The 24,210-nt window shown below is 45.5% G+C and carries 26 protein-coding genes; 16 read left to right on the forward strand and 10 right to left on the reverse strand.

What is annotated here, in order from left to right:
* Positions 1–132: 132 nt before the first annotated feature.
* Positions 133–357, forward strand: a complete 225-nt coding sequence (locus ACO05V_RS04860; RefSeq protein WP_421848071.1) for an addiction module protein — start codon at positions 133–135, stop codon at positions 355–357.
* Positions 354–647, forward strand: a complete 294-nt coding sequence (locus ACO05V_RS04865; RefSeq protein WP_421848073.1) for a type II toxin-antitoxin system RelE/ParE family toxin — start codon at positions 354–356, stop codon at positions 645–647. The genes ACO05V_RS04860 and ACO05V_RS04865 overlap by 4 nt, the downstream gene beginning before the upstream one ends.
* Before the next feature lie 75 nt (positions 648–722).
* Here ACO05V_RS04865 and ACO05V_RS04870 read toward each other — a convergent pair whose 3' ends face one another.
* Genes ACO05V_RS04870 through ACO05V_RS04885 form a run of 4 tightly spaced genes read right to left on the reverse strand, consistent with a single transcriptional unit; the run spans position 723 to position 3,601 of the window.
* A complete protein-coding gene (locus ACO05V_RS04870) occupies positions 723–1,451 on the reverse strand; it encodes an amino acid ABC transporter ATP-binding protein (RefSeq protein ID WP_338264810.1) in 729 nt (242 codons plus the stop codon).
* On the reverse strand, positions 1,438–2,088 hold the full coding sequence (locus ACO05V_RS04875) for an amino acid ABC transporter permease (protein ID WP_255827687.1): 651 nt from the start codon (positions 2,086–2,088) through the stop codon (positions 1,438–1,440). Before ACO05V_RS04875 ends, ACO05V_RS04870 begins: the two co-directional genes overlap by 14 nt.
* A gap of 48 nt (positions 2,089–2,136) precedes the next feature.
* Positions 2,137–2,799, reverse strand: a complete 663-nt coding sequence (locus tag ACO05V_RS04880; RefSeq protein WP_421848075.1) for an amino acid ABC transporter permease — start codon at positions 2,797–2,799, stop codon at positions 2,137–2,139.
* A gap of 10 nt (positions 2,800–2,809) precedes the next feature.
* Positions 2,810–3,601, reverse strand: a complete 792-nt coding sequence (locus ACO05V_RS04885; RefSeq protein ID WP_421848077.1) for a transporter substrate-binding domain-containing protein — start codon at positions 3,599–3,601, stop codon at positions 2,810–2,812.
* Between the two features lie 357 nt (positions 3,602–3,958).
* Between ACO05V_RS04885 and ACO05V_RS04890 the strand changes: the two genes are divergently transcribed.
* The 6 genes from ACO05V_RS04890 (at position 3,959) to ACO05V_RS04915 (ending at position 11,048) form a co-directional block, all read left to right on the forward strand.
* Complete coding sequence (locus ACO05V_RS04890) at positions 3,959–4,777, forward strand: MurR/RpiR family transcriptional regulator (protein WP_421848079.1); 819 nt, start codon at positions 3,959–3,961, stop codon at positions 4,775–4,777.
* A gap of 123 nt (positions 4,778–4,900) precedes the next feature.
* A complete protein-coding gene (locus tag ACO05V_RS04895) occupies positions 4,901–6,112 on the forward strand; it encodes an amidase (RefSeq protein WP_421848081.1) in 1,212 nt (403 codons plus the stop codon).
* Positions 6,109–7,746 (forward strand): gamma-glutamyltransferase family protein, encoded by a 1,638-nt coding sequence (locus ACO05V_RS04900; RefSeq protein WP_421848083.1) that lies wholly within the window; start codon positions 6,109–6,111, stop codon positions 7,744–7,746. Before ACO05V_RS04895 ends, ACO05V_RS04900 begins: the two co-directional genes overlap by 4 nt.
* Before the next feature lie 27 nt (positions 7,747–7,773).
* Positions 7,774–8,592: a sulfite exporter TauE/SafE family protein gene (locus ACO05V_RS04905; protein WP_421848085.1), complete on the forward strand. Its 819-nt coding sequence runs from the start codon at positions 7,774–7,776 to the stop codon at positions 8,590–8,592.
* A 9-nt stretch (positions 8,593–8,601) separates the two neighbouring features.
* Complete coding sequence (locus tag ACO05V_RS04910) at positions 8,602–9,822, forward strand: pyridoxal-phosphate-dependent aminotransferase family protein (protein WP_421848087.1); 1,221 nt, start codon at positions 8,602–8,604, stop codon at positions 9,820–9,822.
* Positions 9,822–11,048, forward strand: coding sequence for an allantoate amidohydrolase (locus ACO05V_RS04915; RefSeq protein ID WP_421848089.1), 1,227 nt, complete (start codon positions 9,822–9,824; stop codon positions 11,046–11,048). Before ACO05V_RS04910 ends, ACO05V_RS04915 begins: the two co-directional genes overlap by 1 nt.
* Before the next feature lie 30 nt (positions 11,049–11,078).
* On the opposite strand, the gene ACO05V_RS04920 is transcribed toward ACO05V_RS04915, so the two are convergent.
* Complete coding sequence (locus ACO05V_RS04920) at positions 11,079–11,426, reverse strand: hypothetical protein (protein WP_421848091.1); 348 nt, start codon at positions 11,424–11,426, stop codon at positions 11,079–11,081.
* Between ACO05V_RS04920 and ACO05V_RS04925 the strand changes: the two genes are divergently transcribed.
* The 6 genes from ACO05V_RS04925 to ACO05V_RS04950 all read left to right on the forward strand — a co-directional run bounded on the left by ACO05V_RS04925 (position 11,410) and on the right by ACO05V_RS04950 (position 16,657).
* Positions 11,410–11,778: a cupin domain-containing protein gene (locus ACO05V_RS04925; RefSeq protein WP_421848093.1), complete on the forward strand. Its 369-nt coding sequence runs from the start codon at positions 11,410–11,412 to the stop codon at positions 11,776–11,778. The genes ACO05V_RS04920 and ACO05V_RS04925 overlap by 17 nt on opposite strands.
* Before the next feature lie 172 nt (positions 11,779–11,950).
* A complete protein-coding gene (locus tag ACO05V_RS04930) occupies positions 11,951–12,895 on the forward strand; it encodes an ABC transporter substrate-binding protein (protein WP_421848095.1) in 945 nt (314 codons plus the stop codon).
* A gap of 7 nt (positions 12,896–12,902) precedes the next feature.
* Positions 12,903–13,913 carry a FecCD family ABC transporter permease gene (locus ACO05V_RS04935; protein ID WP_421848097.1) on the forward strand — a complete coding sequence of 337 codons (1,011 nt, stop codon included), beginning with the start codon at positions 12,903–12,905 and terminating at the stop codon, positions 13,911–13,913.
* On the forward strand, positions 13,906–14,937 hold the full coding sequence (locus ACO05V_RS04940; protein ID WP_421848099.1) for a FecCD family ABC transporter permease: 1,032 nt from the start codon (positions 13,906–13,908) through the stop codon (positions 14,935–14,937). The genes ACO05V_RS04935 and ACO05V_RS04940 overlap by 8 nt, the downstream gene beginning before the upstream one ends.
* 30 nt (positions 14,938–14,967) lie before the next feature.
* A complete protein-coding gene (locus ACO05V_RS04945) occupies positions 14,968–15,858 on the forward strand; it encodes an ABC transporter ATP-binding protein (protein ID WP_421848101.1) in 891 nt (296 codons plus the stop codon).
* A complete protein-coding gene (locus ACO05V_RS04950) occupies positions 15,851–16,657 on the forward strand; it encodes an IucA/IucC family C-terminal-domain containing protein (protein WP_421848103.1) in 807 nt (268 codons plus the stop codon). The genes ACO05V_RS04945 and ACO05V_RS04950 overlap by 8 nt, the downstream gene beginning before the upstream one ends.
* A gap of 26 nt (positions 16,658–16,683) precedes the next feature.
* Here ACO05V_RS04950 and ACO05V_RS04955 read toward each other — a convergent pair whose 3' ends face one another.
* Entirely contained in the window at positions 16,684–18,120 is a 1,437-nt protein-coding gene (locus ACO05V_RS04955; protein ID WP_421848105.1) for a TonB-dependent receptor, read from the reverse strand.
* A 57-nt stretch (positions 18,121–18,177) separates the two neighbouring features.
* On the opposite strand from ACO05V_RS04955, the gene ACO05V_RS04960 reads away from it, so the two are divergent.
* A complete protein-coding gene (locus ACO05V_RS04960) occupies positions 18,178–19,122 on the forward strand; it encodes an IS1595 family transposase (protein ID WP_421848107.1) in 945 nt (314 codons plus the stop codon).
* Here the strand turns inward: ACO05V_RS04960 and ACO05V_RS04965 are convergent.
* The 4 genes from ACO05V_RS04965 to ACO05V_RS04980 all read right to left on the reverse strand — a co-directional run bounded on the left by ACO05V_RS04965 (position 19,067) and on the right by ACO05V_RS04980 (position 22,359).
* Positions 19,067–19,831: a TonB-dependent receptor plug domain-containing protein gene (locus tag ACO05V_RS04965; RefSeq protein WP_421848109.1), complete on the reverse strand. Its 765-nt coding sequence runs from the start codon at positions 19,829–19,831 to the stop codon at positions 19,067–19,069. The two genes, ACO05V_RS04960 and ACO05V_RS04965, sit on opposite strands and share 56 nt — an antisense overlap.
* A 137-nt stretch (positions 19,832–19,968) precedes the next feature.
* Positions 19,969–20,895 carry an allantoinase PuuE gene (gene puuE, locus ACO05V_RS04970; RefSeq protein WP_421848111.1) on the reverse strand — a complete coding sequence of 309 codons (927 nt, stop codon included), beginning with the start codon at positions 20,893–20,895 and terminating at the stop codon, positions 19,969–19,971.
* 40 nt (positions 20,896–20,935) lie between these two features.
* Positions 20,936–21,667, reverse strand: coding sequence for an aspartate/glutamate racemase family protein (locus ACO05V_RS04975; protein WP_421848113.1), 732 nt, complete (start codon positions 21,665–21,667; stop codon positions 20,936–20,938).
* A 26-nt stretch (positions 21,668–21,693) separates the two neighbouring features.
* On the reverse strand, positions 21,694–22,359 hold the full coding sequence (locus tag ACO05V_RS04980) for a GntR family transcriptional regulator (RefSeq protein ID WP_421848115.1): 666 nt from the start codon (positions 22,357–22,359) through the stop codon (positions 21,694–21,696).
* Positions 22,360–22,627: 268 nt separating this feature from the next.
* Here ACO05V_RS04980 and ACO05V_RS04985 point away from each other — a divergent pair, with 268 nt between their 5' ends.
* Positions 22,628–24,064, forward strand: a complete 1,437-nt coding sequence (locus tag ACO05V_RS04985; RefSeq protein WP_421848117.1) for an NCS1 family nucleobase:cation symporter-1 — start codon at positions 22,628–22,630, stop codon at positions 24,062–24,064.
* The last annotated feature ends 146 nt before the right edge of the window (positions 24,065–24,210 follow it).

Genomic DNA, 24,210 nt, shown 5'->3' on the forward strand with positions numbered 1-24,210 from the left:
ATCGTCCAGCGTGTCTGTAATTGTTCTCTTAAGAGTTGTAATGATACGCTAATCTTATTTCATAACAGCTTAATTGTGTCCTTGATTTGTCTGTGCCAAAATTAATCAATATTCGAATAAGAGGTTTCCCTCATGAATCATCAAAGTATTGAAGATGAAGCACTTCATCTTCCAAGAGAGAAGCGAGCCTTGCTAATTCAACGATTAGTTTTGAGCTTGGAATCTCCATCAGAAAAAGAGCTCAAGTCTGATTGGTTGCTTGAGGCTAAACGTAGAGCTGAAGAGCTTGATAATGGTGCTGTGCAAACAGTGTCTGGTGATGACGTAATGAAGAAGGCTCGAGCTCTCATCAAATGAATTATTCTTTTCACCCAGCAGCGGAAGCTGAGTTCTTAGAATCGGTTGGTTATTATGAATCTAAAGTTCCAGGATTAGGCAGAACTTTGATCGAAGAGTTTGAGACTTTAGCTAAGTTAATCGGCGAGTCTCCAAAAGCTTGGAAAGTCGAGCTATTGCCAAATATCCGTAAAGTGCCTCTTACTAAATTCCCTTTATCCATCATTTATCGAGAAAGTCCAATGGGTCTTCAGATTTTAGCCGTAGCTCATGACCGACGCCGTCCACAATATTGGCTTGGCCGATTTTAGAAAATGTTTCCTTCTCCTTAAAAAACCACACTCCAACCCTGGAGTGTGGCTTGTTCTTGTCTCCCGTAACTCTTATTAAAGCACAGCCCCCATAAACTGTTTCAGTTCGTCAGTCTGTGGGTTGGATAAGACGGTTTTTGGGTCGCCTTGTTCCCAGACTTTGCCTTGGTGCATGAAGACGACTCGGCTGCCGACGTCGCGGGCGAAGTTCATTTCATGGGTCACTAGAACTAAGGTGATGCCTTCTTTCGCCAGTTGTTCGAGTACTTTTAATACTTCGCCGACTAATTCTGGATCGAGTGCAGAGGTGATTTCGTCACACAGCAAGACTTTTGGTGACATCGCCAAGGCACGGGCGATGGCGACACGTTGTTGCTGACCGCCAGATAGCTTTTCAGGGAAGCTGTCGAACTTTTCCGCAAGTCCCACTTTTTCAAGCATGGCGCGAGCCGTTGCTTCGGCCTCGGCTTTGCTTTTCTTCAAGACAATTGTCGGCGCAAGCATGACGTTTTCGCCTACCGTCATGTGCGGGAACAGGTTGAAGTTTTGGAAGATCATACCGACGCTAAGGGCAAGACGACGCACCTGAATGTCTTCTGTGGTGACTTCTTTACCGTCAACGGTAATACCGCCTTCTTGGTATTGCTCTAAGCCATTGATACAGCGCAGTAGAGTACTTTTACCAGAACCACTTTTGCCAATGATAGAAACCACTTCACCAGCTTTGATGTCTAGATCAATGCCTTTCAGCACATGATGATCGCCATAGTATTTATGGACTTGATGTAAGTTAACGAGAGACATTGAATTTTTTCTCCAGATGCTTGCTGTACAAAGACAGTGGATAACAAAGTAAGAAGTAAATAAGTGCAACGAGAGTAAAGACTTTAAAAGGTTCAAACGTGGCGTTGTTTAACATGGTGCCAACTTTAGTCAGTTCGACAAAACCAATCACCGAGGCCAGCGCTGTACCTTTAATAACCTGTACTGAGAAGCCAACGGTTGGAGCCGTCGCCACGCGAATCGCTTGTGGCAATATAATAAAGCGCAAGGTTTGTAAAAAGCTTAATCCTAAACAGCGGCTTGCTTCCCATTGGCCTTTCGGCAGTGTGTCGATACAGCCACGCCAGATTTCTACCAAGAAGGCGCTGGTAAAAAACGTCAGCGACAAAATCGCTGCGCCCCAAGCGGAAATTTCGTAGCCCAGCATGGACAGGCCAAAGAAGCACAAGAACATCTGCATCAGCAATGGCGTACCTTGAAATAATTCCACGTAGATTTTTACGATGCGCTGCATGACTGGATTACGCGTCAAACGCATGGCGGTTAATGCAAGCGCGACGGTTGTGCCACCGATAAACGCCGCCAGTGATAATAAAACCGTCCATTGTGTCGCAAACAAAAGATTGCGCAGAATGTCGTAGTTAGAAAATTCGATCATTGAGTATTCCTCATTTTGCTTTTCATCCTCTTCTTTTTAAGAATGCTTTTAATCGGCTGTACGATAAGCAAATAGGCGTTTTCCTAATGCGTTGAAAGCAAATCTCAGCAGAATAGACAAACCAAGGTACATCAAGGCGGTAACCAAGTAGCTTTCAAAAGCACGGAAGTTACGTGATTGCACAAGGTTGGCTGCGTAAGTTAAGTCTTGCACCGAAATCTGAGAAATCACCGCAGAACCGAGCATGACGATAATGCATTGGCTAGTGAGTGCTGGGTAAATCTTTTCAAATGCCGGAACGAAGATCACGCGCGTCAGTGTTTGGCGAAAGTTAAGCCCCAACACTTTTGCCGCTTCTATTTGACCTTTGGAAATACTGGCAAGACCGGCACGAATGATTTCTGTGCTGTATGCGCCAAGGTTAATAGTCAGTGCGATCATGCTGGCTTCCCATGGCGACAACATCATGCCAATCGCAGGTAGACCAAAGAAGATAAAAAACAGCTGAACAATAAACGGCGTGTTACGGATAAGTTCCACGTACACACTGACAACTCGTTGACTGGCTCGGTTGCCGTATTGGCGTACGGTCGCGCAGACCGTACCCAATACCACTCCCAAGATCGTTGTCAGTACAGTGAGCTCAACCGTGGTTTTTAAACCACTGAGGAACACGTCGCTGTATTGCAATAGATCAGAGAAATACAACATAACGAAAGCCTTATGCGCCGAAGCCTTTAGGTAGTGGTGCTTTTAACCATTTCATCGAAATGTCGTTTAGTTCACCAGATGCCAAGGCGCCTTTGATCAGCTCGTTCACTTTGGCTTGTAGTGCTGTTTCGCCTTTTGCCATACCGATGTAGCAAGGAGAGTCTTTCAACATGAATTTACTTTCTGGTGCGCGTTGAGGCTGACGTTTTGCGATTTCCGCTGCAACCAAGTTACCCGTTGCGATCAAGTTCACTTGACCAGATAGGTAAGCGGTTAGCGTGGTGTTGTTGTCTTCAAAGCGACGTACGTTAACGGATTTCGGTGCATTCTTTTCAAGTTCTAAATCTTCTACGGAACCGCGAGTAACACCAATGGTTTTGTCTGCTAGCTGGCTGATTTGTGTCACGTCTTCATCTTTAGAACCAAAGACGCCTAAGAAGAAAGGCGCGTAAGGTGTTGAAAAGTCGATGGCTTTTTCACGTTCTGGGTTTTTACCAAGACTGGAAATCACTAGGTCGACTTTTTTCGTCTGTAGGTAAGGAATACGGTTGGCGCTGGTCACTGGAACGATTTCGATTTTCACGCCCATTTCTTTCGCGATGTAATTGGCCATGTCCACATCGATACCTTGTGGCTTCAAGTCGGTACCAACGGATCCAAATGGAGGGAAGTCTTGAGGAACAGCAATGCGAATCAGGTTACGGTCTTTTATGTCCTGCAACACGTCTGCGCTTGCACTTAATGCACTAAAGCCTGCAGCGATGATCAATGTTTTGCCAAGTAGTTTGGTCAATCTTTTCATGGTTGGGGTTCCTATTTCGTTTTGTGAATGCCTGAAACGCATTTTGCAACCCCCATGCCAATATGAAACAAAGGTTTCTTGGACATTGATTTATGTAACAAAGCACTGCAAGACGAGTATGAAACCCATTACCAGAAAGAGTCATGATGCAAAGACTTGCAATAGAATGGGGAGTTTTATGCTGATTTTGTGCGCCAATATGGAGCGAGGTTGATATTTTGGTGCGCTACTGTTTTTCTGGTTAGTTCTTTCTATCAGCTGAAAGCAGACAACGAGGCATCAAAGAGAAATCTAAGTTGGCAGCTCAACGATAATCAATTACCGTAGAGCAAAATATCCCCGAATTGAGGTTAACACGTGGCTACAAAGCAGGATGTGCTATCCCTGATCGAGCAGACTTACCCGACTCTGTCTCCATCAGCGCGATCCATAGCGAACTATTTACAACAGAATCCCTTGGCGATTGTGAGTCAAACATCGGCCGAGATTGCTGAAAACACCAATACATCAAAAGCGACCGTGAGTCGTTTCTTTCGTCAGCTTGGCTATGATTCACAACAAGGCGCGAAGCAAGCGCAATTAGCATTGCGCGAAAGTGGTGTACCGATTTTCACCCAAGGCTCGTCTTTGGATCAAACCGCGCAAGAGCTAAAAAACCTATCGCTTACTTTTGAAGGCTTGCGACCTGAAACCCTTAACGAGATCAGCGAACGATTAGCCAAAGCAAGCCGAGTGACTCTGATCGGCTTTCGTAATGCTTATCCTTTGGCGTTGCATTTTCGTCAGCAACTGCAACAAGTGCGTCATTCCGTTCGCTTATTGCCGCAACCGGGTCAAACATTAGGGGAAGATCTACACGACATTCTTGATGATGAGGTGATTGTCTTGTTGGGCTTTAGGCGTCGAACTCGCCAGTTCAAGCAAATTGTAGAAGCCTTGCAAGGTCGAACCACAGTCTTGATCACAGATCCAACGGGGCAGGTCTATAACCAACAAGTGTCCCATGTGCTGCTTTGCCACCTTGGCAATGAAAGCCCATTCGACAGTTACGCTGCACCAATGAGCCTGATCTCTATGTTGTGTAATCGCGTGTTTGGGTTTCTGGGCGATGCTGCCAGTCGGCAGACGCAGGCGATTTCAGCGTTGTATGAAGATTTGGATGAATTGGAACCTTAGTTTTTAAAAGATTAAACCCACACTGTTTACGACACTTTTGCAGAAAATTTAGATTTCTTTTTTGTTTCAGTTGACAGTGTGTTGAAACGATTGTTTCATATGTACTAATCAAGCGGAGGACATATGAAACATTTCATGGTACAAAATCCATTCCTGAATCTCAGTGAAACGGCTTGGAACGATAGTTCATCAGCTAATCCTACTTTGCCACTGAGTGGTTTACGTTTGGCTGTGAAAGACTTGTTTCATATGGCTGGACTGCCAACTTCTGCTGGTAATCCTACTTGGCTTGCGACTCATCCTATTCCGACAAAAACATCTTCTAGCGTTGCCGCTTTGCTGAATGACGGCGCTATTTTTTGCGGTAAAACTATTACTGATGAGTTGGCTTATAGCCTAAATGGTCAAAATATTCATTACGGAACACCCTCAAATCCGGTGACACCAAATCGTCTCCCAGGCGGGTCGTCATCGGGTTCGGCGGTGGCCGTTGCGGCGGATCTTGCTGATATAGGGTTAGGTACAGACACTGGTGGCTCGATTCGCGTGCCAGCAAGCTATAACGGTTTATTTGGATTACGTCCGACCCATGGCGTGATTCCGTCCGATAACATGGTTGCGCTTGCACCGTCTTTCGATACAGTTGGTTGGCTCACCAAAGACTTAGCAACACTGGAAAAAGCGGCCCGCGTTCTGCTGAAGAGTAAGCCTCCTAAAGAATTTAATAACATCTTGATTGCTAAGAATTTAATCGATCAAGTTGAGCATGTGAAAGAGCTAAATATTCAGCTGCAAACATGGCGTGAACAAAAGCGTTTTCCCAAAGAATCTTCCATCGTAATCGACACCAAAGTGTGGAAAACCAGCGAGACATTTCGAACCTTACAAGGCGCAGAAATTTGGCATGAACATGGTAAATGGATCAAGAGTTTAGAAAATATTGATGGTGTCGATGCCTCGGCGGTATTTGCACCAGATATTCAGTCACGTTTCGAGTGGTGCCAAACCATTTCCGAGGCCGATGTTGCTGCTGCGAAACAACAAAGACAGCGTTTTACGGATTGGTTAGAAAATGAAATTGAAGGATCGATTCTTATCATCCCGACCACACCCGGTTTAGCGCCTTTATTTGATGCGGCCGACGACGAACTCGCCGCTTATCGTAATCAGTTGATGGACATTACTGCCATTGCTGGATTAGCGGGTCTTCCACAGTTGCATTTACCGGTTTGTACCTTACATGGCGCGCCATGTGGCTTGTCTTTAGTGAGTTCAAAAGGCACAGATTTGGCACTGATTGAATTTGCAAAACACTTAATGGAGTCGGCGTCATGAGCACTTTGAATCCCAATAATGACTTACATACGAATAACATAAAAAAGAACGACATCGCCTTTACTGCACCGCATTTTAAAGCCACAGAAACAGGGCGGAAGATTCTTGAGCAAGGTGGCACGGCGATAGAAGCCATGGTCGCCGCAGCTGCGACGATAGCCGTGGTTTATCCACACATGAACGGCTTGGGTGGTGATGGTTTTTGGTTGATCAGTGAGCCTGGAAAAACGCCAGTTGGCATTGATGCTTCAGGCAAAGCGGCGGAGCTGGCGACACTGGAATTTTATTGTGGCCATGACAGCATTCCTACTCGAGGCGGCAAAGCGGCTGTGACTATGGCAGGTGCAGTAGCGGGTTGGCAAGAGGCCTTGGCAGTGAGCCAAGCTTGGCAAGCCGTCTCCAACACACAAAACATGCCCTTAACGGACTTATTAAAAGACGCTATTGAGTTGGCGAAAAACGGCAGTGCAGTCACCAAAACCTACGTTGATGCTAGTAAGAAAACGTTTGCCGACTTAGTCAGTGTTCAGGGTTTTGCTGAGGCATTTTTGAACGCTGGTGGCCTTTATAAAGAAGGCGATACGTTGACTTTGCCAGTACTGGCACAAACGCTGGAACAGCTTACTGAAAAAGGTTTAGACGATTTTTATCATGGCGATATTGCCACACGTTTAGCGAAAGATTTAGCCAGCGCAGGCTCGCCGATTCGCTTGGCGGATTTTCATTCTTATCAGGCAAAACGCGTAGAACCTTTGCAGGTCAAAACCAGTGTTGGCTCTCTTTATAATCTGCCAGCACCAACGCAAGGCATCGCGTCGTTATTGATTTTGGCCTTGTATGACAAGCTTTATACGCAAGGCAAAACGGCCACAGACATGGCGCATTTACTGATCGAATGTACCAAACAAGCCTTTATCGCCCGTAACCAATTTGTGACTGAAGAATCTCGTTTAGCAATGGATTTGTCATCTTTGTTGGATGACGAGCAACTGGAAAAAATGTGTCACGAAATCGCTTTAGAACGAGCGCAACTTTGGCCACATCAAGTCAAACATGGCGACACGATTTGGATGGGTGCCTGTGACAGTGAAGGCCGCATGGTCAGCTACATTCAGAGTTTGTATTGGGAATTTGGCTGCGGTGTGGTGAGTCCTTCCACTGGTATTGTGTGGAACAACCGTGGCTCGTCGTTTTCTCTTGAAAAAGGCTCTTTACAAGAGCTTGGACCGAACCTCAAACCTTTCCATACGCTGAATCCGGCGTTTGCTGAACTAAACGATGGCCGTCGTATGAGTTACGGCACCATGGGTGGCGAAGGCCAGCCGCAGACTCAAGCGGCACTGTTCAGTCGCTATGTTTATCATCAAATGCCGTTGGATAAAGCCATCAGCGAAGGTCGTTGGTTGCTCGGTCGGACTTGGGGGGATGTTAGTCATAACTTGAAAATCGAGCGAGACTTTGCCGATATCGCTGCGGATGAATTGGTTAAGCGCGGTCACGATTTGGTTATCGTCGACTCGCAAAATGAATTAATGGGTCACGCTGGTGCGGTTGTGCTTCATCCAGAGGGACATACCGATGCCGCGACGGATCCACGTAGTGATGCAGCCATCGTTAGTAGTTTTAATAAGTAGTACTTTTATTTAGGAGCAAACAGAAACATGTCATTCATAATGGAAAACTATTCCATGATTCTCGCCATGATGGCCACCGGTGTGGTTGGCGGGATTTTAGCCGGTTTGTTGGGTGTTGGTGGCGGTATCGTCATCGTACCAGTGTTGTTTTTCTTGTACCAAGGTTTGGGCGTGAGTGCGGATACGGCCATGCTGGTGGCTACTGCGACGTCTCTAGCGACCATTATTCCGACTTCTATTAGTTCGATCCGCGCCCATAAAGCCAAAGGCAATGTGGACTTCGACCTTTTGAAACGTTGGGGCTTTTTCATCTTTTTAGGCGTGATGATCGGCAGTTTTGTGGTCACGCGTGTTGATGGCGAATGGCTGACTCTGTTGTTCGGTATTATCGCGACCTTGTCTGCGCTGAATATGTTGCTGGGCAAAAAAGACAGCGTCTTCAAATCCCTACCGGGTTCCGCTGGTCAAGGCGTAATGGCGACTTGTGTTGGCTTCTTCAGTTCTATGGTGGGGATCGGTGGCGGTACCTTGACCGTTCCTATGCTGACTTTCTGTAACTATCCTGCTCACCGTGCCGTCGGCACAGCCGCTGCAGTAGGCTTGATCATTTCATTGCCTGCCGCCTTGACCATGTTGATCTTCGGTCAAAGCCCGATTGATTCCCCTTATGGCACTGTTGGCTTGGTTAACTTGATTGGCGCGGCGTGCATTATTCCATTAACGGTTTTATTTGCTCCGGTTGGTGCGGGTTTAGCGCATCGTTTAGATGCAGCGAAGTTGAAAAAAGTCTTTGCCGTGGTGTTGATTATTACCGGCATCAAAATGCTTTATCAGGTTTTAGGTTAGGAGATCATTATGCAGCCGCTTTCATTACCGCCAAGATTATTAATGGGCCCAGGCCCGATTAACTGCTACCCACGCGTGTTGTCGGCGATGTCGACTCAGTTGGTGGGGCAATATGATCCAACCATGACCAGTTACATGAACGAAGTCATGGAATTATATCGCCGCGTGTTTAATACCAAGAACCAGCAAACCTTTTTGATTGATGGTACTTCTCGTGCCGGTATTGAAGCGGCCTTGGTGTCTTGTTTAGAACCGGGCGACAAAGTGCTGATTCCTATTTTTGGTCGTTTTGGTCATTTGTTGGCTGAAATTGCCGAACGCGCCGACGCTGAAGTTCACACTATCGAAGTGCCTTGGGGTGAAGTCTTTGATCCGCAGCAAATCGAAGACGCGATCAAAAAAGTACAGCCAAAATTATTGGCGATTGTACAGGGCGATACTTCGACCACTATGTTTCAGCCTTTAGAAGAGCTAGGCGAGATTTGTCATGCTCATGATGTGTTGTTTTACACCGATGCCACGGCGTCTATTGGCGGGAACCCGTTGGAAGTTGACGCGTGGAAAATCGACGCGGTGTCGGTTGGTTTGCAAAAGTGTTTAGGCGGACCATCAGGCAGCGCGCCAATTACCTTGAGCGACCGCTTTGTGTCTTGTGTACGCAAACGTGCTCATGTGGAAGCGGGAATTCGTGATGCCCATCATCAGGGGGCATCTGGCATGCGTATTCGTTCGAACTATTTTGATCTACCAATGATCATGGATTATTGGGGTGACGAGCGTTTGAACCATCATACGGAAGCCGCAACCATGTTGTTTGGTTCTCGTGAATGTGCGATTCAGCTACTTAACGAAGGCCAAGATGCGGTAATTCAGCGTCATCAGTTAGCAGGCGATGCCATGCTACAAGGTGTTCTAGCCTTGGGCTTGAAGCCATTTGGTAACTTGAAACACAAGATGACCAACGTAGTGGGCGTGTATATTCCTGACAACGTCGATGGCGAAAAAATTCGTCATGATTTACAGAACATTTTTAACATTGAAATTGGCACCAGCTTTGGCCCATTAAAAGGCAAGGTTTGGCGCATTGGCACCATGGGTTACAACGCACGCCAAGACGCTGTTTTGCATACCTTGCAGTCGCTAGAAACCGTACTTCGTCGCGCTGGTTTTGCGTTACCAGCCGGCGCTGCGATAGACGCGGCCATGTCGGTTTACGCAGGAGAAAGATAATGACAGATTACGGCAAACTCGCTCAGTTGGTCATGGACCGCTGTGACGAACTTGGCAAAATCAGTCAAAGCGACGATTGTCTAGATCGTCGTTATCTCACCAAAGAACACAAACAAGCCAATGGATTGGTGGGCGGCTGGATGCAAGAAGCAGGCATGCAAACCTGGCAAGATGAAGCAGGTAATCTTTGGGGGCGCTGGCAAGCCGCTGACCCTGATGCACCGCGCTTTATCATGGGTAGTCATTTGGATACGGTGCCGAATGGTGGTCAATACGATGGCATGTTGGGTGTTATTACCCCTGTTACTCTTATTGCAGCGATGAAAAATGCGGGCGTTCGTTTACCGTTTCACTTGGATGTAGTGGGATTTGGTGACGAGGAGGGCACGCGTTTCAGCTCTACCTTACTGGGGAGTCGTGCTCTAACGGGTCAATGGCCAGCAAGCTGGGCTGATGTAAAAGACAGCGATGGTATTAGCTTGTCGCAAGCGCTTAAAGACTTTGGTTCGGACTTCGCTAGCATTCCCAATGCGGCTATCGTAACCGACAACTTACTGGGTTACCTTGAACTGCATATTGAGCAAGGACCAGTGCTAGAAGATTTAGATTTACCTGTTGGCGTGGTCAGTGCCATCGCCGGGGCAAAGCGCTTTGAATTTAATATTACCGGCATGGCAGGGCATGCGGGCACAGTGCCGATGAATCTGCGCCAAGATACCCTTTGCGCCAGTAGCGAGATGATTCTTGCAGTAGAAAGAGTCGCACAGAATCACGGCATTGTTGCTACGGTTGGCCGTATTCAAAATCGTCCCAATGGCGTGAATGTGATTTCTGGTAACACTGGATTTTCTCTCGATATTCGCAGCGAATTTGATGACAAACGCGATGTGGCGCTCGACGAAATCTTGCTGGAATTAGACGCCATAGCCGCCTGTCGTAATGTTCGTATTGAGCGCAAAGCGACCCATGCCGCCAACGCGGTTCATTGTGATGAAAAGCTACAAAGCGTGCTACGCAATGCGATACAAACACAAAATATTCCTGTTCATACCTTGTTCTCTGGTGCGGGACACGACGCCATGGCGATTGCTGATATTTGTCCTGTGGCTATGCTGTTTATGCGTTGCGACAAAGGCATTAGCCATCATCCAGCGGAAGCGATTGATACGCCAGATGTGGCCGTGACCTTGGCTGTGTTGAGCCATGCGATACAGAATTTGGTGTAACGCCTCGCTCCTGTTGTACTGAACCCAGTATCACGCTTCGCTCCCCGAGCAAGCTCGAAGAATCGCTCTAGCGTGATTCTGGATGCAGTTTGTGATGGGCGGTTGAAGAATCGCTTTCACGTTATGCTGGGAAGCTAGTCTTCTTCGGTTAAAAGCTTCCATGCGTTTAATTGGCGCAGACGTGTCGAGGAACGAGACAATACGCAAGCCAATTGAATTGCATGGACGCTTATGATGACGGTAAACGAGCAGGCTCGTGGCGTTGTATTCGATGAAACGAATATGAACACGCAAGCCAATTGAATTCCATGGATGCTTATTATTACGGTAAATAGAATTACGGCAAATAGAGGAATATTCGATGCAATTTACACGCATTTTTAACGATGATCAGGGCAAGAGTCACTTCGGTGATGTGAATATAGATGTCCGTGATGGCGGTGCAATTGGTTTTTTGTCGGAGCGTTTTTCAGCAGGGGAGATGATTTTTCGTGAGACTCCAAGCGACTACGATTTTAAATGGCATCCAGCGCCGCAGCGTCAGCTTTTGTTCATTATAAAAGGCCGTTGTGAGTTTACAGTATCGTCCGGTGAAACCCGTCAGTTTGGCGCGGGCGATGTTGTCTTGTTAGAAGATACCGAAGGTGAGGGTCACTGCAGCAAAGCGTTATTTAACGAAGTGAGACACTCGATCTTTGTTACCTTAGCGGATGGTGTGGTGTTTGGTTAGTAAACACGTTAAACGCTGATTTTTTTAAAAAAATTTAAAAGCTTGAATCGAATGATTCAGGCTTTTTTATTGTCTTTCATTTGGTCTTTTACACCGTGCTTAATGTTTATGAGGATGATAATTGTTATTATAACGCCCTATATAAAAGAACAATGGAAGGAAGCATCTCAACATGCTGGTAAACCAAGTAAGAAAATGGGCATTTTTGCTGACAGTGTTTTTTCTGATTTTATCACCAGTTAATCAGGTGATGGCGTCAGAAATAAAGACGATCACTCATGCAATGGGGAGTTCTGAGGTTCCCAAAAAAGTCTTACGCGTGGTGACTTTGTTCCAAGGAGCGACGGATTCAGTGGTGGCGTTAGGTGTGACGCCTGTCGGTGTGGTGGATTCTTGGGCGCAGCAGCCAACCTATGAATATTTGCGAGATGCTTTGAAAGGCGTCGCTCATGTTGGGTTGGAAACTCAACCTAACCTTGAGGCGATTGTGGCGTTAAAGCCAGATTTGATTATTGGCACCAAGTCGCGCCATGAAAAAATTTATCGTCAGTTGTCGCAAATTGCGCCTACTGTGATGGCTGAGAATGTTTATGATTTTAAAACCTCTTTGGATTTAACGGCTGAGGCTCTGAACAAACAAGAGAAAGGCAAGCAGGTTTGGAATAACTTCCAACAGCGTATTGCTAACTTTCATAATGAAATAAAAACACGTGAAGCAGATTGGCCGTTAACCGCAGCGATTCTAAATATTCGCGCCGATCATTTACGTTTGTATTTGAATCAAAGTTTTTCAGGCGTGGTGTTGAAGGAGATAGGTTTTAAATTCCCTTTGCCGAATGAAAAGGGTTGGGGTGTGAAGCTGAAAACCAAAGAAGCCTTACCGAGTGTGAATGCGGATGTGTTCTTTGTCATTTTGCATTCCAATGATGCTGCCGTTAGACAGAACTACGATGCGTGGCGCGCTCATCCGTTATGGAAAATGTTAACAGCACCTAAAAACCAGCAAGTGTATGAAGTGGATAATGTGGCTTGGTTGTTGTCTGGTGGGATTCTGGGCGCTGAGAAAATTCTAGATCAGTTGTACCAAATCTATAACTTACCTCAGGCCGATCACTAGAGCATTTATGCGCTTATACAGCCGTCGCACTTTCAAATGGAGCCTTCTTGCTCTGTCTGTTTTATGCCTGATGCTTTCTTTGTTGGGAAGCATTGCCTATGGGCAATATGTCATTTCAGCTAAATCCGTGTGGACGGCGTTTTGGGCGTTTGATCCTCAATCAATTGATCACGTTATTATCCGCACCACGCGTTTATCCCGCGCTGTTGTCGCTTGTCTGGTTGGTATGGCGCTGGCGGTGGCTGGCGTTTTAATGCAAGCCTTAACGCGTAATCCGTTGGCTTCGCCGTCTATTTTTGGTGTTAATGCGGGCGCTGTATTTGCCATTGTTTTGTTCTCGACTTTCTTTTCGGTTACTTCTCTGAATACTTTTTTATGGCTGGCTTTTTTGGGTGCGAGTATCGCAGGCGCGTTAGTTTACGGGCTCGGCAGTCTAGGAAAAGACGGTTTATCGCCAGTGCGTATTGTGTTGTCTGGGGCGGCGATTTCAGCGCTGTTTATGGCCTTTACCCAAGGCATATTAGTGATTGGCCAAGAGGGACTGGACAGTGTTTTGTTTTGGGTTGCAGGTTCCGTATCCGGTCGTGATTTGTCTATGGTGATGCCATTAGTGCCCGCTTTTGTTATTGGCATCGTGTTGGCCATGTTGGCAGCGCCGCAGATCAATATTTTGTTGTCCGGTGATGACATTGCGAAGGGATTGGGGCAGAACACGGTTTTGATCAAGGTGTCGCTGAGCTTGCTGATTATTGGTTTGGCGGGCGGCTCGGTCGCACTTGGTGGTAGCATTGGTTTTATCGGTTTGATGGTGCCGCATATGGTGCGTTCAGTGGTGGGTTATGATCATAAATGGCTGATTCCGTTAAGTGCTTTGTGGGGCGCAATTTTGTTGTTGTGTGCGGACGTGATCAGTCGCTTTGTGATCATGCCAGAAGAAGTGCCCATTGGTGTAACAACAGCTATTTTAGGTGCGCCATTTTTTATTTATTTGGCTCGCAAAGGGGGCAAACGTGAGTAAGTTTTTCAGCGTTCGTCACCGTTTGTTTTCTTTTTCGACTCCAGTTCGTTCTTTGTGGTCGATGCTTGTTCTCCTCGTTTTTTTTCTATCGATTATTTTGCTTTCCTTGTGTTTAGGGGAGGAGTTTATTGCCTTGCCTAAAGTGTTTCAGGCATTGCTGGGCAATAGCGATCAGGCTGCGCAGTTTGTCGTGGAAACTTTGCGTATGCCTCGAGTATTGATGGCGACCATGGTGGGGGCTTCGCTGGCATCGTCTGGGCTAGTGCTGCAATCAATGATACGCAACCCGTTGGCGTCACCAGATATTATTGGCATTACTGGCGGAGCTTCTGCAGCGGCAGTGTGTTTTCTGTCATTTTTTGCAGCGGCAATCGGCATGGTTTGGTTACCTGTTTTTGCCATTGCGGGCGCTTTGCTGGCGGCTTTGTTAATTTACGCGCTCGCTTGGAATAGTGGCGTGACGCCGATGAGATTGGTATTGGTCGGCATCGGTATTTCTTCGGCGATGGGGGCGGTGACAACCTTTGTCATTGCAGCCAGTCCGCTTTCTACCAGCATTACCGCGTATATCTGGCTAACGGGCAGCGTGTATGGCGCTAGCTGGGTTGAGGTGAAAGCCTTGCTGCCGTGGTTGTTGATTTCGTGGCCCTTGGCGTTTTATTTGGCGCGCCGAGTGAATACCCAAGAATTAGGCGATCAGTTGGCAACGGGATTGGGGATATCCGTTCAGCGTTTGCGTTTGTCACTGTTGTTTTTGAGTGTGATTATGGCTGCGCCGGCGATTGCTTATGCCGGTGCAGTTGGGTTTGTTGGCTTGATCGCGCCACACATTGCCAGACGTCTTGTTGCTCGTAGCTTTGCGCTTTTGTTACCAACCTCTGCATTGGTTGGTGCTTGCTTGGTGATGCTGGCAGATCTTTGTGGACGCTTGTTGTTTCAGCCTTTGGATATTCCCGCTGGTGTGTTTGTGTCTGCTATTGGTGCACCATTTTTTATTTATTTACTCTATCGACAGCGTTTCTAAGTCGGTTAGTCATATTGGGATTTTTTTACGATGAGTTTGTCCGAACATTCTTTAGTAGACAGTAATTTATTAAGCCGTCATTTAGGAAACAGTCACTTAGGAGAAAGTAGTCCATTAGAAAGTGTGGCGCTGTCTTTAGGTTATGAGAAAAAAACCATTATTAAATCGTTGGATTTGGCTATTAAACCTAACCAAATTACAGTGCTGGTGGGCGGCAATGGTTGTGGTAAATCTACCTTACTGAAGTCGTTTGCCCGATTGTTGAAACCTTCGACTGGTCAGATTCTCCTTAATGGCGCTGATATTCATTCCTTATCTGGAAAAGACGTGGCTCGCAAGCTGGCTATTCTGCCTCAAGGTCCTGTTGCGCCAGAAGGTTTAACGGTTGAACAGCTGGTTCGTCAAGGTCGTTATCCGCATCAAAACTGGCTACAAAGCTGGACTGAAGACGATGAACGATTAGTGCGTAAAGCCATGCAAGACACCAATATGACCGAGTTTTCTGATCGTTCCATTGATGCTTTATCTGGTGGCCAGAGACAGCGTGCTTGGATTGCCATGGCGCTGGCACAGAACACCGATATTTTGTTATTGGATGAACCAACAACCTATTTGGATTTAACTCATCAGATAGAGATTCTTGATCTGCTGTTTGAGTTAAATGTGACGCAGAAAACGACTATTTTGATGGTGTTGCATGACCTGAATCTTGCTGCTCGTTATGCTCATAATATGATCGCGATTAAAAACGGTACAGTTTTTTGCCAAGGCGCACCGGAAATGATTTTAGATCATGACATGGTGAAAGCGGTGTTTGATATGGAATGCCATATCAGTGCCGATCCCCTGTTTGGTACGCCAATGTGTATTCCTTATGGAAAAGGGCGCAAGCTCGACTCTCAGGCAGCTGAGCATGTTTGAGCGAGATAACAAGCATGAGCTTCTTGCTGAAGAGTGGGAGGTGTTGGCGGCATTTGGGCTTAAGTCCTATCAACAAGACGAGCCACTTGCCATCGATTCTAGCAAGCTATTGGATGATGCTTTGTGTTTAGAAACACTACAAAAAATTATGCCAGAACTTGGTTCGCCGAATCTTAAAGTAACGGCTTCATTAGTGATGAAACGTATAGCGTTTCTCACTCTTGCGCCTGTTTTATATGCGATGTCAGGTTTTGACAAAGGTCTCGATGCTTCGATAGAAAACAGTGTTTTCGAATACCCGTTAGAAAATAAAATGTGGCTATCTAAGATGCCATTAAAAACAACAGAGGTGTCTGTTTGGAAAGGCTCTGACCAAGAAGATCGCAACGCTTGGCGAGATGAGATCTTGAGCAAAGTATTTTCGGGGCATTTAACCTTATTGGTTGAGCAATTTTACCGCCTAACAAAAGTGTCTCGACGTGTCCTTTGGGAAAATGTTGCCGTGCGAGTGTTTAGCATTTATGAACAACGTATTTTGCCCAGTATCGCAGAAGAAAAAAGAGTCGTTGCAGAAGCGGATTACGTGTATTTGCTTGATAAAACCTCGACACAATTATTTGGATTAGAAGAAAATCCTTTGACGCTATTTTATCGAGAAAAACAGTTAACCGCGTTATCTGAAAATCCTATTCGACTTCGACGTACCTGTTGTTTTTACTACCAAGCCACAGAGCCACCAGTGTATTGCGGCTCCTGTCCTCTACCTTTAAAGAAAGCTAACTCTTCTCTTAAAAAATAAGAGAAGAGTTAGGTTCGGCAAGGAAATTAAAAATCCAAACCATAAGCCAGCGTCACCGTACGACCTCGGCCTTTGAAGTAGAAACTGTCGTTTGCATAAGCGGCTTGGGAATAGTAAGTGAAGTAGTCTTCGTTCAATAGGTTAGCAACTGCGACACTCATCTTACCAACAGGAAGTTTATAGCCAACAGATGCATCTACTAGGGTGTAGCCATCGAAGTCAAATTTGTCACTATCAAAACTACGGCTGAAAGCATGGCTTACTTGTAATAAAGAAGACAGTTTTTCATTCCAATTTGCATTCCATGATCCGACCAAACGGTTAGGTGGAATGTCGGCTCCCGTTAGCTTGGTATCTACTTTTCCGTCTTTGTCTGTATCAGATTTGCCTTGGATATATGAGTAGCTGGCTTGTAACTTATGTTCTTGGTTCAGCTGGAATCCTAAAGAAGCTTCTGCACCGTGAATTTCTTTCTTCTCACGTTTTACAACATAGAGTCCATTCTTGTTCTCTATGCGGCTGCCCAAATCGGAATTGGACTGATAAGCACTCAACTCGAAGTCGTATGCATTGCGATTGATGCGAAAGCCTACTTCATAGTTATCCGTCAGAATTGGAGACAGATCAATGAGTGAATCAACATCTTGGTTCGCCTTTGATACGCCTCTTAGTATGCGCCCCACATCCGGCATACCGAAGCCTTGTGAATAGTTGGCAAACACACTTACGGCAGGTGTTAGCTTGAATACAGCGCCAGCATTGTAAACCGTATCGCTAAAGCTTGGAGTACCACCATCAACAGAAACAGAAGTGTCTTCATCCGTTGCAACAGTTCTATAAGTATTAACATCCAGCTTAGCATGTTCATTACGCGCACCTGCTTGTAGAACTAAGCGGTCAGTTGGTCGGTATTCAAGTTGTACGAACGAAGCGTAATTGGTGTATTCCGTTTCAGGAACATAAGTGCGATTGGTTAAGACTAATATCTGGCTGGTTTTGTCTTGTAACAAGTCTAGGCCAGCGGTGATGCTCAGGTCGTTATCTAACAGGTCATCTTTGGTCAAACTGAACTTAGCGCCAATTTTCTCAGATTGGTTTTGGCTTTGGTCATAAAGCGTGCCGACGGGGGCAATACTAACATCCTGAAAACTGTCGGAATTTGATGCGCCATAGCGACCTTCAAAATCTTGATGGAAGACTTGAGCTTTAAACTCCATACCATCCAGGTTGCTGTCGGTATAAGAAAGGTTGGTGGTTTGCACATCGTTGTAAGGTGCAACACCATTCGGCGGTGTGCCTTTGGTTGATCCTGTTGCTATTCCTTGATCTCTGTCTCCGTCCACACCAGTGAAGTTCATGCGTCCTTTCATTCTATATTTGTTGGCTTCGAATTCCAGCCTTTGGTCGTCGCCCAACCAGTAGCCCAATTTGACAAAAGTGTCATAGCTTTTTCTGATTACCACTCAAATTCCGCTCTTATAGACTATGCTTAAAGCCAGAACAGAACGGAGATAATCATCATGGCAAAGAATAAGGTTCAGTTTCAAAAAGGTCTTTCAATTCATGCTTTTATGTCGAAATTTGGTACTGAAGAGCAGTGCCGTAAACGACTGTTCGATATGCGATGGCCTGCTGGTTACCGCTGTGAATATTGTGGGTGTGATCAATATTGTGAGTTAACAGCAAGGCAACTCTATCAATGCAATCGCTGCCATCATCAAGGTTCACTAACATCTGGCACGTTATTTTCCTCCTCAAAATTGCCTCTTAAAGTCTGGTTTTTAGCCATTTATCTTATGACTCAAGAGAAAAATGGTATTTCTGCATTAGAGTTGTCTCGCCAGCTTGGTATTTCTTACAACGCCGCTTGGCGTATGAAGCATAAATTGATGCAAGCCATGAAAGAGCGGGATGATGAAACGCCTCTAAAGGGTTGTATTCAGCTTGATGATGTTTACTGGGGCGGAGTTAGACGAGGAATACGAGGGCGTGGAGCAAAAGGAAAGCGTCCTTTTGTTGCCGCCGTCTCGATGAATGAAGAAGGGCACCCTATTGCTATGCGTTTTAGTGTTGTTACCGGGTTTAAAACAGAAGAATTAACCTGTTGGGCTAAAGAGCACCTTACTCCTCAATCGCTTGTTATTTCAGACGGTTTGGCCTGTTTTAAGGGGGTAGAAAGCGCCGATGTGTATCATCAAACCATCGTGACAGGAGGTGGATTTGAAAGTGTTGAGTTACCTTATTTTCAATGGGTAAACACAATGATTAGCAATGTAAAAAATGCGATGCACGGTACTTATCATGCGATCAACCTTAAGCATTTACCGCGTTATCTGGGCGAGTTTTGTTTTAAGTTCAATAGACGTTTTAATCTTGAAAACATGCTTGAGCAACTTATTTCCTCAAGCATCAGAACAGCACCAATGCCTGAACGGTTGCTAAAGTTAGCGGAGGTTCGATGGTAATCAAATAGCTTTTTGAGTCCATGATGTCGCCACGAACCGTTGCTGCTCCAACATAGTTACCATCTGCATCAAGGTACACGCCTTGTATTTCATTGGTTAAACCAACGAGGTAATCGAAATCGTCATGTGATCCCTCAGCTTGATAGCCAATTTTATACGAAAGAGTGTCATTGCTTATTTCATCCGTAGGCGTTGTTAGTTGCACATCGACATGTTGCTTTAGTTCGTTGGAGCGTGTTGATTTGGTGATGAAGTTGATGATGCCGCCTGTTGCCCCTAATCCATGAACTGCGGTGGCACCATGAATGACTTCAATGCGTTCCACCATAGCAAGGTCAATAGTATGAGCAGAGCGGCTACCTTCTCGAATAGGGTTGGACTGTGGCACACCATCAATCAAGTATAAAACGGAGCGTCCACGAAATGTTTGGCTACTGTTGTTCAGCTTTTGCGTATTAGGTGAATAAGCGGGAAGTAGGTTAGAAAGTGCCTGAGAGCTGTCGGAACTGATAGAAAGTTGTTCTTCAATTTGTTGTCGATTGATGACAGTAATGACCTGAGGACTGTCTTCTTTTTTGGTTTTGCTGCGGCTGGTTTGGATAACTAGCTCATCAAGGTTTATGGACTGCGTGTCTGCAAGGGTGATCTGTGAGGCGCTAAGGGCGAAAGGTAATAGAATAATTGCCGTGTAAGTTTTTTTGGATAACATCTCATAAGTCCAATTAAGGTAAATTTATGCAAATGTTAATGTGTTTGATAGTCATTGTCAATAAGTGGGTTGCAATGATCTTCCGATAGAAAAGATTTATGAGGATAACACTTTGTTTATCCTCATAAATAAAAAAACTACTCTTGCGGAGGATGATTTTCTATCCAGTGATCAGCGATGTCTCCACGGCGAGCAATCCAGACGTTGTCATGGGATTGTACGTAGTCTAGGAATTTCTTCAGTGCCATGAAGCGGCTGGGTTTGCCGAGTGTTCGGCAATGCATGCCAATGGACATCATTTTCGGTGCGGTGGCGCCTTCTTCGTACAAACAATCAAAGTTGTCTTTTAGATATTGGAAGAACTCTTCGCCGTGGTTAAAGCCATAGGGTGAGGAGAATTTCATGTCGTTGCAGTCGAGGGTGTAAGGCACGATCAGATGCGGTTTGCTGCCACCATTGGGTGTATCCATTTTCACCCAATAAGGTAGGTCATCGCCATAATTGTCTGAGTCGTATTTGAGCTGGGCTTGTTCTGCGACTAAGGCGCGAGTATTAGGCGAGTCTCGCCCTGTGTACCAGCCAGCAGGTTTAACGCCAGTGACTTCTTCGATCAAGGCAAGAGCTTGTTGCATGTGCTCGCGTTCTTGCTCAATGGGCATGTCTTGGTAGTGAATCCATTTTAAACCATGACAGACAATCTCGTGTTTGCCTTCCACAAAGGCTTTGGCCACTTCTGGGTTACGTTGTAACGCGGTGGCGATGGCAAAAATAGTCAGCGGTAAGCCGCGTTTTTCGAATTCGTTGAGAATGCGCCAGACGCCAGTGCGGGAGCCGTATTCGTAAAGGGATTCCATGCTCATGTGACGGTCTTTGAAAGGCTGCGCACCGAATATTTCGGACAAAAAAGTCTCGGCGTGTTCATCACCATGCAATACGCAGTTTTCACCGCCTTCTTCAAAGTTTAAAACAAACTGGACAGCAACTCGTGCATTGTTGGGCCATTTTACGTTTGGTAACCCTTGGCGGCCATAACCCGCGTAATCGCGTTCTAAATAGTGTTTCATGGTCTGTGTTCCATTATTTTTTTATGTCGTTTCGCAGCGGTTATAAACTCCAGTGGGCATAGCGCCCAGTAAAGGCTTTGCTAACACGCTGTCCGTATTGACCTTTTTTAGAGGTTTGTAGCCCTAACTGATGCAATGATTCTGCCAGTTTTACCGCGGCGACAACGCCGTCAATGATGGGAACTGGCAGTTCTAATGATAATCTTTTGACCAGATTCGACATGCCTGCGCATCCTAATACTATCGCTTCTGCACCGTCTTGCTCTATGGCCGCAAGGCATTCCGTTTTTAGTAGTAAGTAAGCCGCTGGGTCGATATTTTCTAATGCCAAAACAGGAATGTCAGAGGCTCTCACACCGCTACAATGATGCTTATGGCCATACTTTTGTAGTAAATGCTCACTCGCTGGTAAAGTGCGAGATAGCGTGGTCACAACCCCAAAACGATGGGCAATCAGGCTGGCCATGTGAAAACCTGCTTCAGCAATGCCAATCACGGGGGCGTCAGCTAATTCACGGGCGGCGTCTAAGGCTGGATCACCAAAGCAAGCAATGATGTGGGCGTCGACACCCTGTTGTTTGCCTTGTTCTATTAAGTCGAGCAGTGCTGCGCTGGCAATAACTTCGTCAAAAGCGCATTCGATGCTTTTGGGTCCATGTTCTGGTGTGCAGGCGATAATTTGCGTGCTGTCTAGCGCAATAGATTGCGCGCTTAGCGCCATAGCGTGAGTCATGTCGGCGCTGGTGTTTGGGTTGATTGGTTGGATTTTCATAATGTCCTTTTAAGGCACCAAAAAGTTTAACGAGAGAACAGTTGTTGGAAATCTATGTTCTCTTCAGGTTTGCTTTCGAGAATGAGTGAGGATTTTATATGTTTAAGGTGGTGGCTCATCCAGTTTTGTGCTTTGTCTGCGTTCCCTTGATCAAGAAGGTCCAGTAGCTCCGAGTGTTCTCCGCAGTCGCAACCCACACTGCCGTGAGTACCGTAAGCTGCCAGTATTAACGAAGATCGATAACAAAGTTGTTCGACAAAGCTGGCGAGCACTTTGTTGCCTGATAATGTGGCCAATTCATAATGAAAGCGAGCGGTTAGCTGAATAGAGTCTGCCAGTTGGTTGCTGTCTTCTGCGTATTTTTCTTCCTTCGCCATGGTGCGAAAACGTTCAGAATGTTCTGTATTCCAATAACCAAGTAAGGCTGGAATGAGTTGCGGCTCAATTAATATGCGGCTGTCTAGAACTTCTAAGGCCTCAGTTTTGCTTGGACGATTGACCTGTGCGCCTTTGTTTTTTTCGATCACTACAAAATGTTCTAAGGCGAGTCGCTGCAATACTTTGCGGATGCCGGTTCTGCTCACACCAAAAGCTTCTGATAGACGGTCTTCTGGTAAACGCGCCCCAGGTGGTAATTGGTGTTCGACAATGGCTTTTAGTATCTGTCGGTAAATGTTCTCGTCATTCGACATGAGTGCTTCTCTATAAATTGTATACGATATCTTAATAAATTTACTTGATAAGACAATATAGCATGTCAGTTTGTTTCGTACATCTTAAACAAAGAATCAATTTATTGTGCACAATGATGGTGTTTATTAATCATTTTTGACTTTATTTAGTGCATTTTTATAGGTTTTTCACGCTTCCCATTGCTGTTATTGCTTATATGTATTGAATTCTATTATTGGCACATAAATTGTATTTAGCATTGTATACAATATAAAAAGGAATGTGGCCATGAAACAAGAATTTGAACAAAGTCCTAGATTAGCAAATGCTGATCTTTTACCAGAGAAAGATCAAAAGTGGGGTTGGTACAGCATCTTCGCTTTTTGGATGTCAGACGTTCATAGTGTGGGTGGATATGTGTTTGCTGCCAGCTTGTTCGCACTGGGTCTAAATGGGATTCAAGTATTTATCAGTTTGTTATTGGGCATTTCCATTGTGTTGGTGTTTGCCAGCTTGATGGGTAAACCGGGACAAAAAGCGGGCGTGCCGTTTCCTGTGGTAGCTCGAATGTCTTTTGGTGTGTTCGGTGCCAATATTCCGGCCATCATTCGTGGTTTGATCGCGGTCGTTTGGTACGGTATTCAAACCTTTTTGGCGTCTAGTTCATTTATTATTCTGTTGTTGTATTTCTTCCCTGAAATGGCGTCTCTTGCGGATAAATCTTTCATCGGGCTTTCTTACTTAGGTTGGATTGGTTTTTCTGCCATGTGGATAGTACAGGGTATTGTCTTTATGTTCGGTATGGACATGATTCGTAAAGTGATTGATTGGTCTGGTCCTGCTATTTATGTGGCTATGTTTGCTTTGTGTATTTATATGGTGGACCGTGCTGGTTGGGATAATATTAGCTTTAACTTGAGTTCAAATAATCTGACTGGCATGGATGTGATTGTTCAGATGTTCATCGCGATTGCCTTGGTTGCTGGGTATTTTGCTGGGCCAACCTTGAACTTCAGTGACTTCTCTCGTTACTGCGGTAGCTACAAAAAATTGAAATTGGGTAACCTATTGGGCTTGCCAGTTAACTTTGTGCTGTTTTCTTTGTTCAGTGTGGTGATTGTTTCCGCTTCGATTCCTGTATTTGGTCAGATGATCACCGATCCAGTGGAAACCGTGAAGCAACTGGATTCTGGCTTTATTACTGTACTTGGCGCGCTAACATTTATCTTCGCCACAGTAGGTATCAATATCGTGGCGAACTTTGTTGCTCCAGCGTTTGATTTTTCCAACGTATCACCACAAAAAATCAGTTTTAAAGCGGGTGGTTTTATCGCCGCGTTTGGCTCTGTTTTGCTAACGCCTTGGAACTTGTTCAATAACCCAGAAGTGATTCACTACACAGTGGATGTATTGGGCGCGATGATTGGGCCTTTGTACGGCATTATTATTGTCGATTACTTCTTTATCAAAAAAGGCCAAATCGATGTGGCAGCGTTGTACACAGAATCCCCACAAGGTCGCTACTGGTATGAGAACGGAGTGAATAAGAAAAGTGTCTATGCATTGGTTATTGCGGGGTGTATTTCTATCTTGGCGACCTTCGTGTTTAGCGCCTTGGCAAACTATGCCATCTTTATTGGTGGCATCGTAGCAGCCTTGTCTTATCGTTACATGATGGAGCCAGAACGTCTTGCTTTGCAAAGCATGAACCTTGTTAAGTCATAATCAGCTTACAGGTCATATCTAGAAAACCAAAAGCCCCGCATTATTTAATGTGGGGCTTTTGGTTTTAGAAGAGTACAAAAAAAATGCCAATATACTCGAAGTAACACTGGCATGAGCGGAGACTTTGATTATCGATTCAGGGTGAT

Origin of the sequence: Marinomonas sp. (genome assembly GCF_965225885.1) — a bacterium.
In the GTDB taxonomy this organism is placed as follows: domain Bacteria; phylum Pseudomonadota; class Gammaproteobacteria; order Pseudomonadales; family Marinomonadaceae; genus Marinomonas.

What these genes read in the sequence shown, in the direction of transcription:
- ACO05V_RS04860 (WP_421848071.1), top strand. Translation starts at nt 133, where the DNA reads ATGAATCATCAAAGTATTGAAGATGAAGCACTTCATCTTCCAAGAGAG.
- ACO05V_RS04865 (WP_421848073.1), top strand. Translation starts at nt 354, where the DNA reads ATGAATTATTCTTTTCACCCAGCAGCGGAAGCTGAGTTCTTAGAATCG.
- ACO05V_RS04870 (WP_338264810.1), bottom strand. Translation starts at nt 1,451, where the DNA reads ATGTCTCTCGTTAACTTACATCAAGTCCATAAATACTATGGCGATCAT.
- ACO05V_RS04875 (WP_255827687.1), bottom strand. Translation starts at nt 2,088, where the DNA reads ATGATCGAATTTTCTAACTACGACATTCTGCGCAATCTTTTGTTTGCG.
- ACO05V_RS04880 (WP_421848075.1), bottom strand. Translation starts at nt 2,799, where the DNA reads ATGTTGTATTTCTCTGATCTATTGCAATACAGCGACGTGTTCCTCAGT.
- ACO05V_RS04885 (WP_421848077.1), bottom strand. Translation starts at nt 3,601, where the DNA reads ATGAAAAGATTGACCAAACTACTTGGCAAAACATTGATCATCGCTGCA.
- ACO05V_RS04895 (WP_421848081.1), top strand. Translation starts at nt 4,901, where the DNA reads ATGAAACATTTCATGGTACAAAATCCATTCCTGAATCTCAGTGAAACG.
- ACO05V_RS04900 (WP_421848083.1), top strand. Translation starts at nt 6,109, where the DNA reads ATGAGCACTTTGAATCCCAATAATGACTTACATACGAATAACATAAAA.
- ACO05V_RS04905 (WP_421848085.1), top strand. Translation starts at nt 7,774, where the DNA reads ATGTCATTCATAATGGAAAACTATTCCATGATTCTCGCCATGATGGCC.
- ACO05V_RS04910 (WP_421848087.1), top strand. Translation starts at nt 8,602, where the DNA reads ATGCAGCCGCTTTCATTACCGCCAAGATTATTAATGGGCCCAGGCCCG.
- ACO05V_RS04915 (WP_421848089.1), top strand. Translation starts at nt 9,822, where the DNA reads ATGACAGATTACGGCAAACTCGCTCAGTTGGTCATGGACCGCTGTGAC.
- ACO05V_RS04925 (WP_421848093.1), top strand. Translation starts at nt 11,410, where the DNA reads ATGCAATTTACACGCATTTTTAACGATGATCAGGGCAAGAGTCACTTC.
- ACO05V_RS04920 (WP_421848091.1), bottom strand. Translation starts at nt 11,426, where the DNA reads ATGCGTGTAAATTGCATCGAATATTCCTCTATTTGCCGTAATTCTATT.
- ACO05V_RS04930 (WP_421848095.1), top strand. Translation starts at nt 11,951, where the DNA reads ATGCTGGTAAACCAAGTAAGAAAATGGGCATTTTTGCTGACAGTGTTT.
- ACO05V_RS04935 (WP_421848097.1), top strand. Translation starts at nt 12,903, where the DNA reads ATGCGCTTATACAGCCGTCGCACTTTCAAATGGAGCCTTCTTGCTCTG.
- ACO05V_RS04945 (WP_421848101.1), top strand. Translation starts at nt 14,968, where the DNA reads ATGAGTTTGTCCGAACATTCTTTAGTAGACAGTAATTTATTAAGCCGT.
- ACO05V_RS04950 (WP_421848103.1), top strand. Translation starts at nt 15,851, where the DNA reads ATGTTTGAGCGAGATAACAAGCATGAGCTTCTTGCTGAAGAGTGGGAG.
- ACO05V_RS04960 (WP_421848107.1), top strand. Translation starts at nt 18,178, where the DNA reads ATGGCAAAGAATAAGGTTCAGTTTCAAAAAGGTCTTTCAATTCATGCT.
- ACO05V_RS04965 (WP_421848109.1), bottom strand. Translation starts at nt 19,831, where the DNA reads ATGTTATCCAAAAAAACTTACACGGCAATTATTCTATTACCTTTCGCC.
- puuE (WP_421848111.1), bottom strand. Translation starts at nt 20,895, where the DNA reads ATGAAACACTATTTAGAACGCGATTACGCGGGTTATGGCCGCCAAGGG.
- ACO05V_RS04975 (WP_421848113.1), bottom strand. Translation starts at nt 21,667, where the DNA reads ATGAAAATCCAACCAATCAACCCAAACACCAGCGCCGACATGACTCAC.
- ACO05V_RS04980 (WP_421848115.1), bottom strand. Translation starts at nt 22,359, where the DNA reads ATGTCGAATGACGAGAACATTTACCGACAGATACTAAAAGCCATTGTC.
- ACO05V_RS04985 (WP_421848117.1), top strand. Translation starts at nt 22,628, where the DNA reads ATGAAACAAGAATTTGAACAAAGTCCTAGATTAGCAAATGCTGATCTT.